Here is a 20,118-nt window from a genome sequence, read left to right on the forward strand (position 1 = left end):
AAGCCTGTGAGTAAAGAGCAAAAGGATTTTAGTCCTCTCTTAGGTCACAGGCCTTTTATTTTTATTAACAGTTAAAGTTTTGTTTAAGTTAAAAATCTATTTATCAACAAATAAAACAAAATTCTGGTATAATGAATAAAAACATTGTTAAAGGGGTGAAGCAATGAGTTTTTCATCAGAAGTCAAGGATGAAGTTGCAAAGATAAAAGTTGATGACTACAAGTTAATTTTATCGGAGCTTGCTGGGGTGACTCCCAAGTGTGGAATTTTAAATTTTAAAAATAATAAAATTTCTATGGAGTACATTACAGAAAACGCTCCTGTGGCAAGAAGACTTTTTACATTTTTGAGAAGGTCCTTTGGTTTTGACGTTGAAGTAAAAAATGTAAGGTCAACTCAACTTAAAAAAAATGTATTTATTATCTATATATCTCAAGATGAGTCTTGCAGGTTACTTCTTGATGAGTTAAAATATATAAAGGGTGCAAGCGTATTTATGATAAATTATGCGCCCACTGACCTCATAAAAACTAGTAATGAGAAAAAGGCTTACATCCGTGGTGCCTTTATGGGTTCAGGGTCCATAACAGATCCCAAAAAAGGATATCATTTGGAATTTGTATCGGAAAACGAATCCAACGCTTATTTTTTATCTGAAACAATTAATGCTTTTGGATTTACTTCAAAGGTAATTATGAGGAAGGAAAAATACATAATTTACATTAAGGACTCAGAACAAATTTCTGACTTCTTATCTCTTATTGGTGCCTATAATTCTGTTTTAAAATACGAAAACGTAAGAGTTATAAAGGAAATGAGAAACAATGTAAATAGGATTGTTAATTGTGAGACGGCCAACTTAAATAAAACAGTTAAGTCATCTTACGACCAGGTAGAAGACATAAGGCTCATTGACAAAGAAATTGGGATAGAAAATTTAGATGAGGATTTGAAAGTTATAGCCAAGATTAGACTTGAGAATAGGTCTATGAGTTTAAACGATATTGCAAACTCTCTTGAGCCAAAGCTTTCAAAGTCCACGGTTAATTATAGATTTAAAAAACTTAGGAAAATTGCGAATAAGTTGAGGGGTGTATGAAATGATAAGTAAAAAAGTTGTACTTAATAATAGTGACGGACTCCACGCTAGGGCAGCTGCACTATTTGTAAGAGAGGCCAATAAATTTGCTTCTGAAATAAATCTTGAAGCTCATGGTGACAAGGTAAATGGCAAGTCCATTATTGGAATCATGTCTCTTGGTGCCTTCACTGGCGAAGAGATTGAAATTGAAGCTGATGGAGTAGACGAAGAAGAAGCTGCTCAAAGATTAGCCTACTTAGTTGAAAAAGAATTTATAAATCTTTAATTTAATAAAAATATTTTATTTGGAGTTTTGCTTGGTCAAAACTCTTTTTTCATGTCCTTTTATTTGTCTTTGGCCTTTGATAAAATATATTAAAGATTAGTAATGAAATTTTTTATTTTTTAATTTGTGAATGAGAAATTTTTGAAACTTATTAGGAAGTCTTAAATTTTTTTAGGCTAAATAAAATTTAAAAATTAGAATGATTAAAAAAATAAAATTTGTGATTTATAGATTAAGGATGATCCTATGAATAATTTTGTCCACCTACATCTCCATAGTGAATACTCCCTCTTAGATGGTTCTACGAGGATAAATCTTTTGCCACAAAGAGTCAAGGACCTTGGCATGGATGCAGTTGCCCTAACTGACCACGGCAATATGTACGGAGCCATTGCCTTCTATAAGGCCTGCAAGGATGCTGGAGTAAAACCCATCCTAGGTTGCGAGGTCTACATATCAGAGAAGGACATGACCCTTAAGGACAGGACCAACAAGAGGTACCACTTGATTCTCTTGGCAGAAAACAATGAGGGCTTCAAAAATATTATGAAGATAGTTTCCATTGGCTACGTCGATGGATATTATTACAAGCCCCGTGTTGACAAGGAAGTCTTAAGAAAATATTCCAAGGGAGTTATTGCAACTTCAGCCTGCCTTGGTGGCGAAGTTCAAAAACAACTTTTAAATAGGGACAGAGATGCTGCAAAAAAAGCTGCCCTTGAATACAGGGAAATCTTTGGAGAAAATAACTTCTTCTTAGAACTCCAAGACCACGGCATACCTGAACAAGCAAGAGTAAATCGTGAACTTGTTCTTCTATCAGAAGAGCTAGGGATTCCCCTAACTGCATCAAATGATGTCCACTACTTAAAGAAGGAAGACTCAAAGAGTCATGACGTCCTTCTTTGCATTCAAACTGGAAAGACAGTCAACGACACAGACAGGATGAAGTTTCCATCAGATGAATTTTATCTAAAGTCTCCTGATGAAATGGCAGCCCTCTTCCCAGAAAATCTTGATGCCCTAGAGAACACTGTAAAGATTGCAGAAAGATGCAATGTTGAAATAAAATTCCACGACCTACACTTGCCAGAGTTTATTGTTCCAGAAGACTACACTCACGAAGAGTATTTAAAGAAACTGGCCCTTGAGGGAATGATGGACCGTTATGAGAATGTAAGTAACGAGATAAAAGACAGGTTTGAGTTTGAGTTCAACACTATTAAGAACATGGGTTATGTTGACTACTTCTTAATTGTTTGGGACTTTATAAGATATGCGAGAAAGCATGAAATCCAAGTTGGACCTGGAAGGGGTTCGGCTGCTGGGTCCATGATATCTTATTGTCTTGGCATAACTGATGTTGATCCCTTGAAGTTTGACCTTCTTTTTGAAAGATTTTTAAATCCAGAGAGGGTCTCCATGCCCGATATTGATATAGACTTTTGCTATGAAAGACGTGAAGAGGTTATTGAATATGTAAACAGGAAGTACGGAGACTCTCACGTTGCCCAAATAGTTACCTTTGGAACTATGGCTGCTCGTAATGCCATAAGGGATGTGGGTCGTGCCCTTGATATGTCCTATGCCAAGGTGGACTATATTGCCAAGCAAGTTCCTCAAGCCCTTAACATGACAATAGAAAAGGCCCTTGATGTTTCAGAAACTTTTAAGGGAATCTACGATGGAGAAGAGGACTCCAAACTTTTAATTGACATGGCCTTAAAACTTGAAGGCCTCCCAAGACACACTTCAACTCACGCAGCTGGTGTTGTAATTTCTAAAGATGAACTGACAGAATATGTTCCCTTGACTAGAAACGACAAGATTATAGCAACTCAGTTTAACATGATTGAGCTTGAAGAGTTGGGGCTTCTGAAGATGGACTTCTTGGGCCTAAGGACTCTTACTGTCATTAGGGACGCAATTAATTTAATTAAAGAAAACCAAGGGAAGACTATAAATTTTGACAACTTTGACTACAACGACCCAGATGTCTTAAAGATGTTTGCAAGATCAGAAACTCTTGGTGTCTTTCAATTTGAATCCTCTGGCATGAGGGCCTTCTTAAAGGAGCTAAAGCCAGACGAATTTTCTGATTTAGTTGCTGCTAACGCCCTCTTTAGGCCTGGACCAATGAAGCAAATTCCAAAATTTGTTGGGTCTAAGCACGACAAGTCCACAATTTCCTATATCCATCCAAAGCTTGAGCCAATACTTAAGTCAACTTATGGTTGTATAGTTTACCAAGAACAGGTAATGCAAATTGTTCAACAAATTGGTGGTTACTCTCTTGGCAGGGCCGATATTGTTAGGCGTGCCATTTCCAAGAAAAAGATGAAGGTAATGGAAGAAGAGAGGAAGAACTTCATCTACGGCAACAAGGAAGAGGGAGTTTGTGGTGCCATTGCCAATGGAGTTGACGAAAAGTCTGCCAATGAAATTTATGACTTGATAATAGACTTTGCCGACTACGCCTTTAACAAGTCCCACTCTGTGGCCTATTCAGTAGTTGCCTACAGGACTGCTTGGCTAAAATATTATTATCCAAGAGAATTTATGGCGGCACAAATTTCTACCTACACAAACGACATTAAGCAAGTAAGCCTTTATATAGAAGAAATCAAGAGACTGGGCATAGAAATCCTACCACCAAATATAAATTATTCCTTTAGGAAGTTCACTGTTGAAGACAAGAAGATTCGCTTTGGCCTAAAGGCTGTTAAAAATGTTGGTGACAACTTAATAGAAGTAATTGTAAAGGCTAGGGAAAGGGGACCTTACAAGTCTCTAAAAGACTTTGTTGATAGGATCAATGCCCTTGACAAGTCTGCCCTTAATAAGAGGGCAGTTGAATCCCTAATAAGGTGTGGAGCCATGGATGACTTTGAGGGAAATAGGGCCCAGTATCTTGCAATTTATGAGGGAGTATTGTCTTCTTCATCAAATACTGCAAAGAATAATGTAATGGGTCAATTTTCACTCTTTGAAGAGGCCAACTTCCAAGAAGACCTTCCAAGACTTCGAGACTTCCCACAAAAGGACAAGCTTGACATGGAAAAGGAAGTTATAGGTATGTATATCTCTGGCCATCCCTTAGACCCTTATAGGGAATTAATCGAGAAAAATTCTACAATAAACACAAATCAAATTTTTGAAAAGTACAGGGAAAATCTCTTGAGAAGGTCTAGGGTTAAGGTCGGTGGAATTTTAAAATCCAAGAAGACTATGATTACAAAGACCAACAAGATGATGGCCTTTGCAGCCCTAGAAGACATATATGGGACAATTGAACTTGTAATTTTCCCCAATGTCTATTCACGTTACAAGGATCTAATTGAAGATGAGAATGTGGTCGTAGTTGAGGGTCACTTCCAAGAATCTGAAGTGGAAGAACCAAAGATTTTGGTAGATTCAATATCAAAACTTAAGATGCCAACAAAAAACAAATTATATATTTCTGTTGACTCTATGAAAAATGAAAGTATAAATGAAATAAGAAAAATTTTAAAAGAATATGAAGGATCTACTCCTGTTGTCTTCTTTGAAGAAGAAACGAGGAGGGCCTTTGGGACTGATTCAAGCCTATGGGTTGACGACAAGTCCTTTGACGAAATTCAAAATAAATTGATAGCATATACTAAGACTAGAGAAAAAATTATTTTAAAGTAGGTGACTATGAGACTTGCAATTTTAACAAGTGGCGGAGATGCTCCAGGCATGAATGCCACAATAAGAGCAGTAACGAGGACCTGTATCTTCGAGGGGATAGAGGTCTATGGAATAAGTGGAGGCTATGAGGGCCTAATTGATGCCAAGTTTGAAAAACTAGTAGTCTCTTCTGTTGCAGACATAATCCAAAGAGGGGGAACAATTCTTTCTACCTCACGTTCTGAAAGATTTATGACAGAGGAAGGACTTGAAAAGGCAATAAATTCTTTGAAAATTTTTGAAATTGACGCCCTAATTGTCCTTGGAGGCGACGGAAGTTTAAAAGGAGCAAAAAAATTAAGGGACAGGGGGATAACTGTAATTGGAATTCCTTGTTCCATTGACAATGACCTTGCCTACACAGACTTCACAATAGGTTTTATGACGGCAGTTGAAACTGTCACAGAAGCCATAAGTCACATTAGGGACACAACTGATGCTCACTGCCGTGCCAATGTAGTTGAAGTCATGGGTCGAGAGTGTGGAGACATTGCTCTCTTTTCTGGAGTATCTTCTGGAGCTGAATCAATTATTGTTCCAGAAATTGAAACAAATATAAATGAAATTGCTGAGAAGGCTCTTATGGGGAAAAATCGTGGCAAGAGACACCACATAATTATTATGGCCGAAGGTTGTGGGTCTGCCTTTGATTTTGCCAAAGACTTCCAAGACTTAACTGGGATTGAAACGAGGGTGACAGTCCTTGGTTATATCCAAAGGGGAGGAGCTCCTTCTATCTTTGACAGGATTCTTGCATCACAATTTGGATATCTTGCAGTTAAGGAAGCAAAGGAAGGAAATTCTAGAGTTCTTGGATTTAAAGATGGAAGGTCCATGACCTTGACCTTTGAAGAAATGTTTGAAGCGAAAAAAGTTTTTAGGGAAGACCTATTAGACATCCTAAAGACTGTTTCTATATGAGGTGGAAAATGAAAAAGACAAAAATTGTTGCCACTATTGGACCAGCAAGTGAGAGTGAAGATATTTTAAAAATCCTCTTCACTGAGGGAGTAAACGTTGCGAGACTTAACTTTTCTCACGGGTCCCATGAAGAGCACAAGATAAAAATTGACAGGATAAAAAAACTGAGGAAGGAAATGGACCTTCCTATTGGAATAATGCTTGACACCAAGGGACCAGAAATTAGGCTGGGAGAAGTCAATGGAGAAGTTTCTCTTGAAATTGGAGATAAATTCATCCTAACCACAGAAGACCTTCTTGGGGACAAAACTATTGCCAGCATTTCCTACAAGGACCTTTACAAGGATGTGAAGGTTGGGGACAGGATCCTAATAGATGATGGACTTGTTGAGCTCCTTGTAAAAAATATTGAGGGAGAAAAAATTATTACAGAAGTGGAAAACTCTGGAGTGATTTCATCCCACAAGGGAGTTAACGTGCCAGGAGTTGACATCAAACTTCCTGCCTTAACTGAGAGGGACATTGAGGACATAAGGTTTGGAGTAAGAGAAGACATAGACTTTATTGCAGCGTCCTTTATAAGGTCGAGAGAAGACGTCCTTGCCATAAGGAAAGTTCTTGAAGAAGAGAGTGACTATACGACAAAAATTATTTCAAAGATTGAATCCCAAAAGGCTGTGGAATTAATTGATGAAATCATAGAAGTTTCTGATGGAATTATGGTTGCAAGGGGAGACCTTGGAGTTGAAATAGAAACAGAAGCTGTCCCTATAGTTCAAAAAGAAATTATAAAAAAATGTAACGTTGCAGGCAAGACAGTAATCACTGCGACACAAATGCTTGACTCTATGATAAGAAACCCAAGGCCAACTCGTGCTGAAACAAACGACGTTGCCAATGCAGTCTTAGATGGGACAAGTGCAGTAATGCTTTCAGGAGAAACTGCCAGCGGCAAGTATCCTGTTGAGGCAGTGGAAACTATGAGAAAAATTATAGAATACACTGAAACAACTATTGACCATGACGAAATCTTGGAAAATAGGATTAAGGACGTGGAAAATTCCATGACAAACTCCATAGGTAGGTCTGCCTGCGTAATTGCAAGAGACCTTCACGCCAATGCCATAATTACTGCAACAACATCAGGTAACACTTCAAAGGCAATTGCAAAATTTAGGCCAGAAACATCAATTATTGCATCAACTCCCTTTGAAAAAATTAAAAACCAACTTAGCCTTGTCTGGGGAGTTAGGCCTGTAAAAGTTTTAAACTTTAAGGACACAGACAACCTAATTGATGCCTCTATGGAAGTTGCAGTTAAGAAGGGATTTTTAAAATCTGGAGATTTAGTAGTTTTAACTGCAGGAGTTCCTACAGGAATTGCTGGATCAACTAACCTCTTAAAGATAGAAAATGTTTCAGAAATTCTCGGCAGGGGAACAGCTATAGGAAAGAAAAAGAAAAAGGCCAGGGCTATTGTTGTAAATACTTTTAAAGAGCTTGAAGCAAACTTCGAGCCTAAGGATATAATCATCTGCAATGGAACTGATGGCAGGATGATTCCTTATATGGAAAAATCTTCTGGCTTTGTAACAGAAGAAGCTGGCTTTACTTCCAATGGAGCAGTTTCTGCAATTTCTCTTAACAAGACTGCCATTGTTGGTGTAAGGGACATCACCAAGCTAATAAAAACTGGGGACATTATAACAATTGATGGAACTGATGGTACAGTTAGGAGATAATTTTTTGTGACTTTTTAATAAATTATAAGGTCATAAAAATTTATGAATTTGTGAAATAATGTTAGGTCATAAATTAAGCTGACTTAGTAAAAATGTGAAATCATAATTGACCATGGCTTATTGAAAAAATTTGAAGTAATAAATTTTATATAAAAATAAAAAGACCTCTTTTTGATGTTTATCAAAGGGGTCTTTATTTTTGCCTTATTAATTTTTTTATACTTTCTTCTCTTTCCTTGAGGTTGGAATTTATATCTAATAGTTTTGACTTAAACTTTTTTGATTCTTCAAGCACTTTTAAATTTGCAAGCCTTTCAGATTCGTTGAGATCCTTAAAGTAAGCATTTAAGTTTCTATCAATTAATTCATAAATTTTATCGAGCCTTTCAGAACCATTAACTAAGTGGTTCACTGTTAAGATTAAATCCAATGTAAAGCAAGTGACAAATAAGAAGAGAATAATATTTATTAGCTTGTCACTTGACAGGGAGAGGAAGAAAAATAAAATTGGAGTAATTTTCTTCACGATTAAAATATTTGCCAAGCCAAAGATTAAAAGTCCATATAGGCAAACCCTCCTCTTGATTTGGAAGGGGTAGTTGGAATAATCCCACCAGCGCTTGTGGAAAAATCTTTCCAAGAGATAGCCAATGATGTACTCAATTAGGCAGGACAAAAAGGCCGAGTAAATAAAAATCCATAGGCTGGACTCAAAGTTCTTTAAAAGGCCAAAGGAGAGGCTGGCTCCTAGTCCATAGATGGGGCAAATGGGTCCCAAAAGAAAGCCTCTGTTGTGAATTTTATCTAGCTCTATGGCAGAGCAGGGGAAGGTCTCCCAGCACCAGCCAAGGAAGGAGTAGATAAAAAATATTAAGTAAAATTCTTGATATCTCATGGTCTCACCAGCCCAACTTTTACAGGGATTCCCCTAAGGGTCTCAGCAAGAGACACATACTTGTCGGAGTATGTTACAATCCAGGACTCCAAGTATTTTGGTGGAAGGGGAGTCAAGGGAAACATGTGCTTGACGATGATGTCCCTCTCAACCTTATTTAGTCTTAGCTCGGACTTGGCATTGAGATAGGCCTTCATGGGGTGAGTGAAGCCGTGATTCCATCTTTCTTTCTTGCCGTCGTGCCAGTCATAGAGGAAGTAATCGTGTAAGAGGGCGCCCCTAATCATGGAGTCCATGTCCACGTCAAGGTCATATTTTTCTGCCACTTCAATAGATTTTTTGGCAACAGAAATTACGTGAGAGTAGACTGAGGTGTCTCCATGTTGGATGAAGTTTTTTGTTTCTAAAAATCTTGTGTTGTCATTTAAAAATTTGACAATTTCTTCTAATTTTTTTATATTTTCCATTTTCATCTCCTGGACTTATTTTAAAGTAAAAATGTAAAAATACTTTTAAATTTTGCTTAAAATTTTATTAATTTTTTGTGAATAATTTTATATTTTTCCAAAAAAATAAAAGTCATATTTCTATGACTTTTATATTCTACTAAAATTTTGTTTCCATGTAAATTCTATTTTTTCCTTCAGCCAATATATCTTTAACTTCTTTTAATTTTTGTCCTTCCTTGTCAAAAATTAGGACTGATGTAATCTTGTCGATGTCCCTGTCAATGAGTCCGTACCTATTTTTGATTAGGTCGATTTCTCCCTTATCCCTACTTGTGAATTCGTAGGATATGTCGTCTTTTCTCTTTAAGACTGTTGGTTTTGTTCCAGTTTTGTTTAAGAAGTCTGCAATAGAATCTGGTCTTAGAGAAGTCTTGATTTTTTCAAGAGGAAGGTCTGTGATTTCTTCTTCATTTAAAGTTTTTTGTCTTCTTGTGTCTTCAAACTTAACCCTAGTGTTTAAATCCTTAGATGTCCAAGAATTATTTTTTAGGGAAGTGATAAGGTCAGGGTACTTGCCAGTGCTTGTAAGATTATTTTCAAGTTTTGGATTTTCTTCCTTGATTTCTTCTTTAACTTCCACAGGATTTTCCTTTGCTTGGGCCTTAGCTTCTTGAGTTTTTTCTTTCACATCTTCTTTTGCTTTTTCAGTTTTTGCTTCGGCTTCGTCCTTTAGGTCCTTGGATTCTTCCTTAAGATCTTCGGCTTTTACTTCAGCTTCTTTTTTTATTTCTTGAGCCTTGGCCTTAGTCTCAACCTTAGCTTTTTCAGCCTTTTTTTCTAAATTTTTGGCATCTTTAGAGATGTCCTCTTTTACTTCTTGAGTCTTAGCTTGTGCTTCAGTCTTTTTTTCCTCAGCCTTTACTTCTGTCTTAGCCTTTAAGTCCTTGGCTTCTTCCTTAAGCTCCTCGGCTTTTACTTCAGCTTCTTTTTTTACTTCTTGAGCCTTGGCCTTAGTTTCAGCCTTAGCTTCTGTGGCCTTTGTTTCTACTTTTTTAGCATCCTTGGAAATATCTTTTTTAAGCTCTTGAGACTTATCCTTGGCTTCTTCTTTAAGCTTTTTACTTTCTACTTCAGCCTTGTCCTTTAAGTCCTTGGCTTCTTTTTTTGCCTCTTCAGCCTTTAGCTTGGCATCTCTTTCAAGTTTTTTAGCTTGGACTTCAGTTTTTTCCTTTATGTCTTCAGTCTTTTTCTTTAAGTCATCTACTTTTTTTTCCTTTATGTCTTCAGTCTTTTTCTTTAAGTCATCTACTTTTTGATTTGACTTTTTCTTTTCTCTTCTCTTCTTGCCTCTGTCTTTTTTCCTTGAACCATCGTAGGCTTCTTTTTCCTTTACTTCAGGAGCATTCTTAAAAAAAGTTTCTTCATTAGTCCTTGTCTCACTCATCTTATGTAGATCTTCTTTTTTAGAATAATTCTTAGCTTTACTTGATGTGTCAATAGATTTTTGATCCTTGCCTCTCTTATTGACAATGGACTTTCTCCAGAAAATCAAGCAAACGATTACAACAACGGCAATTATGTATACTTTGTCTTTCATATAAACACCTCCAATTAATTAACATTATATCACTTTATTAGGAAAAGACTACTTAAACTGTATAAAATTTTAAAAGTTTACAAAAAAACAAGACCCAAAGGCTCGAGTCTTAGTTCTAAACTTTATCATTTAATTTTCTATAGATTTCTTTTGTCTATTTTCAATTTTCTCTCTCACTATTCCAACAACATCTATAACTTCACGCACGCCCAACTTGTAGAGGCAGAAGACATAAACTGATGCTGCAATAAGGACTACTAGCATTAGGAAAAGTAATCTTAGAAGAGTTTGGACTCCACCTGATGTTAGTGCCATAATGAGTTTCTCATAAGGGAAATAGGATAAAGTTATTACTCCCATTACAAGAGATGCCATTATTGTTTTAACAAGTGCCTTGATGTAGGACTTTGTTCCAAGATTTCCTATTTTTCTCTTCAAAAGTATGAAGGAAATGAAAACTGCAATTGTTGTTGCAATGGAAACGGAAGCTGCCAGTCCATTTGTACCAAAGTGTCTTGCCACCAAGAGGTTGAGTCCAACGTTAATAGCCACATTAGTTACACCAACATAGAAAGGCGTCTTTGTGTCTCCAATAGAATAGTAAATCCTATTTAAGACGTTTATAACAGAAATTGAAATTAATGATAGAGAATAACACCTAAGTGTTGATGTTGCTGCAATACCATTGTCCGGAGTAAAGGAACCTCGAACAAAGGCAATTTCTATTATAGGTCTTGCCAAGATAATTAGCCCCACAGTTGCAGGGACAGTTATAAATAAAACAGTCTTAACTGAAGCATTCATAACTTTTTTGCCACGCTTCATGTCGCCTGCCCCCAAGGTCCTTGTTAGGATAGGGAAGACTATGGCAGTGATGGCTGTGATAAAAATACCAATTATCATGGTGTTCATCTTGTTTGAATAATATAAAATTGATGCTGCACCCTGGCCCATGCCTGAGGCAAGGTTCCTATTAACAATTGTGTTAATGTCATTTACTGATACAGAAATGAAAACTGGGAGGGCGAGGACAATTGCTTCCCTAACATACTTATCTTGGAAATCTGCCACAAGTCTTGGCCTGTAACCAATTTTCATTGCATTAGGTAAGAGGAACAAGAATTGTGCCAAGATACCTAGGACTGATGCAATTGTAAGCCCAATGATCCCAACGTGATGGGAAAAAAGTAGTAGATAAACTATATAGGTTAAGTTAAGTGGAATTGCAATGGCACCAGTTGCTGCGAACTTGCCACCATGTTGGAGGTAACCTTCCATGACACCAACCCAAGATGAAAATAAAACTACGGGCATTCCAACTTGTATTAACTTAACAACAATTGCATAGGTTTCTGGATCAGCTTGTGATGCAGATAAAAGTGCAATTTGATTTGGAAATAAGATTCCAAGAATAATTAGGACAAAGGACACAAGAGATGTAACCATTAAAAGGTTATTAGTGAAATAATTTTTCCTACTTGGTCCATGGTCGCTTTCTGCCTTTTGGGCAGATGGTATATATGTTGTTGCTATTGCCTGAGTGACAAAGCTTGCTATCATTGCTGTAGCTGCTTGAGCAAGAGAAAAGGCATCCATTTCTTTGCCGGCACCAAAGACATAGGCAGTCAGTGATTCTCTAAAAAATCCAAAAACCTTACCCAATAAAAGAAAGGCTGTTATGGCTAGTGTGGACTTTGCAATTCTTGAGCCTGTGTTGGTCTCGTTACTTTTATTTTCCAATTTAAAATCTCCTTTATAAGTCTTATCAAATTATAATTTGTTTGAATTTTTATGTCAAGTAAGGTTATTTTCTAGACTTTTAAAGGATTTTATTTTTGTGTTATTATATATAAGATACATTATTAAAATAATGAATTTTATATAAAGGAGGAAAAATGAAAAATAAAAATTTAATAAAAAAAGTTGCTCCATATTTTTATAAGTATAGGTTCACACTTTTTCTAGATTTATTTTGTGCAGGTCTAACAACTGCAAGTGAAATGATCCTGCCACTTATTCTTAGGGCCTTAACAAATAAGGGAGTTAATGATTTAGCTTCTATGAGCTTTGACTTTGTTATGAAGTTGGCCCTTATATATGTAGGAATCAAGGCAATAGAAGTTGTGGCCCAATACTTTATGACATCCATTGGCCACATCATGGGGGCAAAGATAGAAACAGACATGAGGAGGGACCTCTATGCCCATCTTCAAACTCTTTCGGATACTTTTTACAATGAAACTAAGGTTGGGGTCATTATGTCGAGGATTACCAATGACCTCTTTGACATAACAGAATTTGCCCACCACTGCCCGGAGGAATATTTTATTGGGACCATAAAGATAATTATTTCCCTAATTATTCTTTTAAACTTCAACGTAAAGATGACTCTTTTAATTTATATCATGATTCCACTTATGATTTACTTCTCAGGTCACTTTAGGAACAAGATGCGTAAGGCCCAAAAGGACCAAAGAGTCCACGTTGGTAATTTAAACTCTGCTATTGAAGATTCCCTTCTTGGAATAAGAGTTGTAAAGTCCTTTGCAAAAGAAGACCTTGAGAAGGAAAAGTTTACCCATGAGAACAACAAGTTCTTGGGAATAAAGAAGACCTACTACAGGTCCATGGCTGGCTTTAACACAGTCAATAGGATTTTTGATGGTTTGATGTATCTTATCTTAATAATTTCTGGTGGTTACTTCCTAATGAAGGGTGAAATTGGACCAGAAGATTTAATTGTCTATGTAATGTACGTTCAATCCCTTCTTGCAACTGTTAGAAGAATTATTGAATTTACGGAGCAATTCCAAAAGGGAATGACAGGTATTGAAAGATTTTCAGAAATTATGGCAATAGAAGCTGACATCAAGGACAAGAAAGATGCCATAGAGATAAAAAGTCTTAGGGGAGAAATTACCTTTGACCATGTAGACTTCTCTTATGGTCAGGGCGAAGAAAAAGTCTTGGAAGATTTTTCTGTTAACATTTCTCCTGGACAAAAGCTTGCCATCGTTGGACCAAGTGGTGCAGGTAAAACCACAATTTGTAACTTGATACCAAGATTTTACGACGTTGACAAGGGATCAGTTAAGGTGGATGGTCTTGATGTAAGAGATGTTCAGCTTAAATCGCTTAGAGAAAACATTGGAATAGTCCAACAAGATGTATATTTATTCTCTGGTTCAGTTAGAGACAACATTGCCTATGGCAAGGAGGGAGCAAGTGATCATGAAGTCATAAAAGCTGCCAAACTTGCAGGAGCCTACGACTTTATAAAAAACCTACCAGATGGTTTTGACACCTATGTGGGAGAACGTGGAGTGAAACTTTCTGGAGGACAAAAGCAAAGAATTTCTATTGCCAGAGTTTTCTTAAAGAATCCACCAATTTTAATCCTAGACGAAGCAACTTCTGCCCTAGACAACAAGTCTGAAGTTGTTGTTCAAGATTCTATTGAAAAATTATCAAAGGGAAGGACAACTTTGACGATTGCCCACAGACTTACAACAGTTCAAAACGCAGACCTAATTCTCGTAATGACTAAAGATGGAATAATCGAAAGAGGTACCCACAAGGAATTAATGGAAGAAAAGTCCTACTACTACAACCTCTACACCAAGGGTGGTAGGTTAGAATAAAATTTTTTGGGGTAATATCTTACTAAGATGAAAGGAAAAAATCTTGTGAGGTGAACTATGAAAGATTATATAGAAATAATTAAAAAGAGAAGGTCCTACTACAACTTGTCAGAAGATGTGGACCTTACAAATGAAGAAATAAAATATCTTGTGGAAGACGTCATGAACATAACTCCATCACACATGAATGCAGAGACAACTAGGATTGTCTTGCTCTTCGATGACAAGTCTAAAGACTTTTGGACAAGAGTCAATGAAACTTTTGACAATTCTATAAATGAAGAAAAGTTCCATGGCTTTTATCATGCCAAGGGAACAGCCCTAATTTTTATAGACATGAATGAAATTTGGGATCAAGAGATAAATATTCCTTCATATAAAGATTATTTTGAAACTTGGGGTCACCATTCAGCTGCTATGCTTCAACTTAATCTTTGGCAAGCCCTAAGGGATGAAGGAATTGGAGCAAGCAACCAACACTACAATCCAGTAATTGATGAGTGGGTTAAAGAAGATTATGACCTTCCAGACCATTGGGAGCTTGTGGCACAAATGCCCTTTGGAAAAATCGAAGAAGAACCAGACCCAAAGGATAAAAAACCAATAGAAGAAAAATTAAAAGTTATTGAATAAGAGCTAGGTCCAAGTGACCTAGTTTTTTTATTTTTCTATACTTCTTGTAATAAAAAAAACTTATGCTTATAATTAAATTATCAGGGGAGCGCATGCTGAGATTAGGTTTATCCTTAAACCCTTTGAACCGGGACAGGTAATGCTGTCTAGGGAAGGCTGCCTCTATTTGTAGAGGCTTTTTTTATTGGAAAATTTTATAAGGAGGTTAAGATGAAAATATCAGTAGCAATACAAATCCTACCAACTACTGCTGAAGGAACTACAGAATCTGTGGTCCAAGTAGTTGACAAGGTAATAGAATATATTCAAAGCGAAGAAGTTGATTATGTAGTCACTCCCTTTGAAACAGTTATAGAGTTAGACGACTTTGACAAGGCCTTTGAAATCTTAAAAAACTGTGTGAAGTTAGCAGGAGAAATTTCAGAACAAGTGGCTTGTTATTCCAAGACTTTTTATTCTGAGAAAGGAATATTGACAATTGAAGAAAAAACAGGCAAGTATCAAGGATAATATCTCAGCAGCTTCTTTGATAGTAATTATTTTAGTCCTTTGGCACTTGGCGACAACTTATGGAGGGGTATCGGCCTTTATGCTGCCCAAGCCCCTTGATGTTGTCAAGGCCTTTGTAAATGACTTTCCAACAATTTCATCCCACATGTGGACAACCTTGACAGAAGCCTTTTTAGGTTTATCTGTTGGTGTGACCCTGGGTTTTATTGTGGCACTATTAATGGATTTATCAGACACACTTTATTCTGCTTTTTATCCAATTTTAGTAATTAGCCAAACTGTTCCCACAGTTGCAATTGCACCCCTACTTGTCCTTTGGATGGGTTATGGTGTAATGCCTAAAATTACATTAATTGTAATTGGAACTTTTTTCCCAATTGCAGTTTCACTCTTAGAAGCCTTTAAGCAAGTAGATCCAGACAAGACAAAGCTTCTTAAGGCTATGGGGGCAGGCAAGTATGAAATTTATAAGTATATTAAATTTCCAGAAAGTCTTACAAACTTTTTTGCTGCCTTTAAGATAGCTGTTTCCTATTCAGTAGTAGGCGCAGTTATTGCCGAGTGGCTAGGTGGCTACAAAGGACTGGGAGTATATATGATAAGAGTTCAAAAGAACTACTCCTTTGACAAAATGTTTGCAGTTATATTTTTAATTTCGGCAATTTCTCTAATCTTAATGAAGTTAGTTAGCTTTATCCAAAGAAAGACAATGCCGTGGACGGAGGCAAAATGAAAAATTTAAGAAAACTATTAATTTTAATCCTTGTTGGACTTTTCCTAACAGGATGTGGCAAGAAAGATGATGCAAAGGCAGGAGAGGGCAAGGATCTTCCAAAAGAAAAGGTAAGCTTTTTACTTGACTGGGAACCAAATGTAAACCACGCAGGTCTTTATGTTGCTATGGACAAGGGCTTCTTTGAAGAAGAAGGCATAGAAGTAGAAGTAAATCAACCACCAGCAAATGGTGCTGAATCATTAGTTGCATCAGGTAAGGCTGACTTTGGTGTATCTTATCAAGATACAATTGCACCAGCTTTTGCCAGTGACGAACCACTTCCAGTAACAGCTCTTGCAGCAATAATAAACCACAATACTTCAGGAATTATTTCTATGAAGGAAACTGGAATAGAAAGACCAAAGGACATGGAAGGACACAATTATGCAACTTGGGGACTTCCAATTGAGCAAGCAATATTAAGACAAGTAATAACAGATGATGGAGGAGACTTCTCTAAGGTTGAGCTTCTTCCAGAAAATGTTGTAAATGCAGTCCAAGCTATTAGTGGCAAAATCGATTCAGTTTGGGTTTTCTTCCAAGTTGATGGGGTTCTTGCAGCAAAGGAAAATGTGCCAATTAACTACTTTGCCTTTAGAGATATCAGTCCAGTGTTTGACTACTACACACCAATCCTTATTGCAAACAACGACTTCTTAGAAAATAAAGAAGATGTGGCAAAGAGATTTATGCGTGCCTTTGTAAAGGGTTATGAATATGCAGCAGAAAATCCTAAGGAAGCGGCAGAAATTTTAGTTAAGATAAATCCAGAACTTGACAAGGACTTTGTGGAAAAGGGAATGGAATATCTTGCTGACAAGTACCAAGACGACGCTAAGTACTTTGGACAAATTGATCCAGATAGATGGAACAATTTCTACCAATGGCTATGGGAAAACAAACTAATCGACAAGGAAATTCCAAAGGATTTTGGATTCACTGACGATTTTGTAAATCCAGAAAAATTAAAATGAGTGAAAAATTAGAAATTTTAAGAGTAGAAAATGTTGACAAGTCCTTTAACGACAACTTGGTCTTAAAGGACATCGACATAAAATTAAATAAGGGAGAATTAGTTTCTCTTGTGGGAGTATCAGGCAGCGGAAAGACAACCCTCTTCAATATTATTGCTGGACTCTTGGAACCAGATAGGGGCAAGGTCTATCTAAAGGGAGAAGATGTCACAGGCAAGGCAGGTAATATATCTTACATGCTTCAAAAGGACATGCTCCTACCCTATATGACGATTATAGACAATGTTTCACTTCCTTTAATTCTTCGTGGCAAAAAGAAGAAAGAAGCAAGAGAAGAAGTTTATGGACTCTTTAAAGACTTTGGCCTAGGAGGCTGGCAAGAAAAATTTCCATCACAACTTTCTGGTGGAATGGCACAACGTGCAGCCCTTCTAAGGACCTATGTCTTTTCCAATGAAGTGGCCCTTCTTGATGAACCCTTTTCTGCCCTTGATGCAATAACTAAGGCTTCTATTCACAAGTGGTATAAAAATATTATTAATGAAATTGGAATTTCTACAATTTTTATAACTCACGACATAGAAGAAGCAGTAAAACTTTCTGATAGAATTTATATTATGGGGAAAAATCCTGGAACAATAATTGAAGAAATACAAATCAGAGAAGATTTTCATGAAAACTTTTTCGAGGATAAAAAATTTATAGAATACAAAAAACATATTATTGAAAAACTTGATAAACTCATATAATAAGGGGCTTGGGCCCCTTTTTTGTTTACAAATATTTTTTAATATATTAAGTTTTTTTCAAAAGACAATGTTTGCATATTAATGAAATTTAGATTATAATTTAAATACGTTATTGCAATGATTTATTTGACAAAAGGAGGAAATAGATGCAATACTTTGTAGATTTAAATAGTGACATTGGAGAATCCTTCGGTGCCTACAAAATGGGAATGGACGAAGAGATAGTAAAATACGTTACTAGTATTAACTGTGCTTGTGGTTATCACGCAGGCGATCCACTTATCATGGATGCTACTTGTAAGGCAGCGGCTGATAATGGCGTAGAAATTGGCGCTCACCCAGGTTATCCAGACTTAATGGGATTTGGTAGAAGAAAAATGGCTGTAAAACCTGAAGAAGCTAGAGCTTATATGCTTTATCAAGTTGGAGCTCTTTCAGCTTTTGCTAAGGCTCACGGCAAAAAACTTCAACACATGAAGCTTCATGGAGCATTCTACAACACAGCTTGTAACGATGAAGCTCTTGCAAATGCAGTTTTAGACGCAGTTGAAGAATTTGACAAAGACCTAATCCTAATGGTTCTTAGTGGCTCATACATAGCTAAAGAAGGTAAGAGAAGAGGACTTAGAGTTGCACAAGAAGTTTTCGCTGATAGGGGATACAACGAAGACGGAACTTTAGTTAACAGATCTCTACCAGGAGCTTTTGTTAAGGATCCAAAGGAAGCAATACCAAGAGTTGTAAAGATGATCAAAGAAAATAAAGTTGTAACTGCAAATGGTAAAGAAATCGATATAGTAGCAGATTCAATTTGTGTTCATGGCGACAATCCAGAAGCTCTTGAATTCGTAAAAAATATTCGTGAAGGACTTAAGGCTGAAGGTATAGAAATAAAACCTTTAATTAGTTTCTTATAATAAGGAGGATAAAATGAGTAAAAACAAAGGTAATTGGTCTGTTCTTTTAGGGGCAGCCTTCCTAATGGCAACATCTGCCGTAGGACCAGGATTTATGACGCAAACTGCAACATTCACTACAAATATTGGAGCAGACTTTGCAGCAGTAATTTTAATTTCGATTATATTTTCTTATATTGCACAACTTAACGTGTGGAGAGTAATAGCAGTTTCTAAGATGAGAGGACAAGACATTGCCAACAATGTATTACCTGGACTTGGATACTTTATAGCTTTTCTAGTTGCACTAGGTGGCTTGGCATTTAACATAGGTAATGTTGGTGGAGCTGGACTTGGACTTAATGTTATCTTTGGAATAGATGTAAAAATTGGTGCAGCTATTGGTGGCGTAATTGGTATTATTTTATTCTCATCAAAATCAGCATCTTCAATTATGGATAGGGTAACTCAAGTATTAGGTGCCCTTATGATTATCCTAATTGCTTTTGTAGCAATTAAGACACAACCACCTGTTGGTGAAGCTCTTAAAGCATCGGTAAACCCAGTTGGTGGATTTAACAGCATTGTTTCTCCAACACTTACACTTATTGGTGGTACTGTTGGTGGTTACATTATATTCTCAGGTGGACACAGACTTATTGATGCTGGTATCACTGGAGAAGAAAATCTTGACCAAGTAAATAAATCTGCATCACTAGGTATTGGTGTAGCTTTTGTAGTAAGGGTTTTATTATTCCTTGCAATCTTAGGTGTTACTAAGATGGCTAATGCACAAATTGATCCTGACAACATTGCAGCTTCTTCTTTCTTAGCAGCTTCAGGTGTTGTTGGTTATAAGATATTTGGTTTTGTATTTGCAGCAGCAGCCTTTACTTCTGTAGTAGGTGCAGCATATACTTCAGTATCTTTCCTAAAAACTTTATTTAAATTCGTAGCTGATCACGAAAACATGGTTACAATTGCCTTTATCGTAATCTCTACAATTATGTTTATCTTTATTGGACAACCACAAACTCTACTTGTAGTAGTTGGTACACTTAACGGACTAATCCTTCCAGTTACACTTGCAGTAATCCTACTTGCATCTAAGAAAAAGTCAATTGTTGGTGACTATGTTCACTCTAATGTGCTTTTCATCTTAGGTTGGATTGTAGTAGCAGTAACTGCTTTTATGGGTATTCAAACTATAATAGCAAACGTTGGAAAACTATTTGGTTAATTAAAGATAATTTCACAT

Annotated in this window: 17 protein-coding genes; 13 read left to right on the plus strand and 4 right to left on the minus strand. The window is 36.5% G+C overall.

The window, feature by feature from the left end:
• The first annotated feature begins 163 nt into the window (after positions 1 to 163).
• From whiA to pyk, 5 genes are all read left to right on the plus strand, one after another.
• Positions 164 to 1,099 carry a DNA-binding protein WhiA gene (gene whiA, locus I6I93_RS06960; RefSeq protein ID WP_112889954.1) on the plus strand — a complete coding sequence of 312 codons (936 nt, stop codon included), beginning with the start codon at positions 164 to 166 and terminating at the stop codon, positions 1,097 to 1,099.
• Position 1,100: 1 nt separating this feature from the next.
• The gene (locus tag I6I93_RS06965; protein WP_112889955.1) at positions 1,101 to 1,367 is read left to right on the plus strand and encodes an HPr family phosphocarrier protein; all 267 of its coding nucleotides are present in this window, start codon (positions 1,101 to 1,103) and stop codon (positions 1,365 to 1,367) included.
• A gap of 246 nt (positions 1,368 to 1,613) precedes the next feature.
• Complete coding sequence (locus tag I6I93_RS06970) at positions 1,614 to 5,039, plus strand: DNA polymerase III subunit alpha (protein ID WP_112889956.1); 3,426 nt, start codon at positions 1,614 to 1,616, stop codon at positions 5,037 to 5,039.
• Between the two features lie 6 nt (positions 5,040 to 5,045).
• A complete protein-coding gene (locus I6I93_RS06975) occupies positions 5,046 to 5,999 on the plus strand; it encodes an ATP-dependent 6-phosphofructokinase (protein ID WP_112889957.1) in 954 nt (317 codons plus the stop codon).
• A gap of 8 nt (positions 6,000 to 6,007) precedes the next feature.
• Complete coding sequence (pyk, locus tag I6I93_RS06980) at positions 6,008 to 7,741, plus strand: pyruvate kinase (protein ID WP_112889958.1); 1,734 nt, start codon at positions 6,008 to 6,010, stop codon at positions 7,739 to 7,741.
• Between the two features lie 193 nt (positions 7,742 to 7,934).
• On the opposite strand, the gene I6I93_RS06985 is transcribed toward pyk, so the two are convergent.
• From I6I93_RS06985 to murJ, 4 genes are all read right to left on the minus strand, one after another.
• Entirely contained in the window at positions 7,935 to 8,636 is a 702-nt protein-coding gene (locus I6I93_RS06985) for a putative ABC transporter permease (RefSeq protein ID WP_112889959.1), read from the minus strand.
• Positions 8,633 to 9,103: an HD domain-containing protein gene (locus I6I93_RS06990; protein WP_112889960.1), complete on the minus strand. Its 471-nt coding sequence runs from the start codon at positions 9,101 to 9,103 to the stop codon at positions 8,633 to 8,635. Before I6I93_RS06990 ends, I6I93_RS06985 begins: the two co-directional genes overlap by 4 nt.
• Positions 9,104 to 9,242: 139 nt before the next feature.
• Positions 9,243 to 10,682 carry a hypothetical protein gene (locus I6I93_RS06995; protein WP_112889961.1) on the minus strand — a complete coding sequence of 480 codons (1,440 nt, stop codon included), beginning with the start codon at positions 10,680 to 10,682 and terminating at the stop codon, positions 9,243 to 9,245.
• Positions 10,683 to 10,811: 129 nt separating this feature from the next.
• The gene (murJ, locus tag I6I93_RS07000) at positions 10,812 to 12,422 is read right to left on the minus strand and encodes a murein biosynthesis integral membrane protein MurJ (RefSeq protein ID WP_112889962.1); all 1,611 of its coding nucleotides are present in this window, start codon (positions 12,420 to 12,422) and stop codon (positions 10,812 to 10,814) included.
• A gap of 155 nt (positions 12,423 to 12,577) precedes the next feature.
• On the opposite strand from murJ, the gene I6I93_RS07005 reads away from it, so the two are divergent.
• The 8 genes from I6I93_RS07005 to I6I93_RS07040 all read left to right on the plus strand — a co-directional run bounded on the left by I6I93_RS07005 (position 12,578) and on the right by I6I93_RS07040 (position 20,100).
• Complete coding sequence (locus tag I6I93_RS07005; protein ID WP_112889963.1) at positions 12,578 to 14,323, plus strand: ABC transporter ATP-binding protein; 1,746 nt, start codon at positions 12,578 to 12,580, stop codon at positions 14,321 to 14,323.
• A gap of 57 nt (positions 14,324 to 14,380) precedes the next feature.
• Positions 14,381 to 14,956 carry a nitroreductase family protein gene (locus tag I6I93_RS07010; protein WP_112889964.1) on the plus strand — a complete coding sequence of 192 codons (576 nt, stop codon included), beginning with the start codon at positions 14,381 to 14,383 and terminating at the stop codon, positions 14,954 to 14,956.
• Positions 14,957 to 15,166: 210 nt separating this feature from the next.
• A complete protein-coding gene (locus I6I93_RS07015) occupies positions 15,167 to 15,466 on the plus strand; it encodes a thiamine-binding protein (protein ID WP_112889965.1) in 300 nt (99 codons plus the stop codon).
• Positions 15,435 to 16,199, plus strand: a complete 765-nt coding sequence (locus I6I93_RS07020) for an ABC transporter permease (protein ID WP_112889966.1) — start codon at positions 15,435 to 15,437, stop codon at positions 16,197 to 16,199. Before I6I93_RS07015 ends, I6I93_RS07020 begins: the two co-directional genes overlap by 32 nt.
• Positions 16,196 to 17,215: an ABC transporter substrate-binding protein gene (locus tag I6I93_RS07025; RefSeq protein WP_112889967.1), complete on the plus strand. Its 1,020-nt coding sequence runs from the start codon at positions 16,196 to 16,198 to the stop codon at positions 17,213 to 17,215. The genes I6I93_RS07020 and I6I93_RS07025 overlap by 4 nt, the downstream gene beginning before the upstream one ends.
• Positions 17,212 to 17,964, plus strand: a complete 753-nt coding sequence (locus I6I93_RS07030; protein ID WP_112889968.1) for an ABC transporter ATP-binding protein — start codon at positions 17,212 to 17,214, stop codon at positions 17,962 to 17,964. The genes I6I93_RS07025 and I6I93_RS07030 overlap by 4 nt, the downstream gene beginning before the upstream one ends.
• 146 nt (positions 17,965 to 18,110) lie before the next feature.
• Positions 18,111 to 18,881 carry a LamB/YcsF family protein gene (locus I6I93_RS07035; protein WP_112889969.1) on the plus strand — a complete coding sequence of 257 codons (771 nt, stop codon included), beginning with the start codon at positions 18,111 to 18,113 and terminating at the stop codon, positions 18,879 to 18,881.
• A gap of 13 nt (positions 18,882 to 18,894) precedes the next feature.
• Positions 18,895 to 20,100: an NRAMP family divalent metal transporter gene (locus I6I93_RS07040; RefSeq protein WP_112889970.1), complete on the plus strand. Its 1,206-nt coding sequence runs from the start codon at positions 18,895 to 18,897 to the stop codon at positions 20,098 to 20,100.
• Positions 20,101 to 20,118: the final 18 nt, after the last annotated feature.

The organism is Peptoniphilus harei (assembly GCF_016726485.1).
Taxonomy (GTDB): domain Bacteria; phylum Bacillota; class Clostridia; order Tissierellales; family Peptoniphilaceae; genus Peptoniphilus_A; species Peptoniphilus_A harei.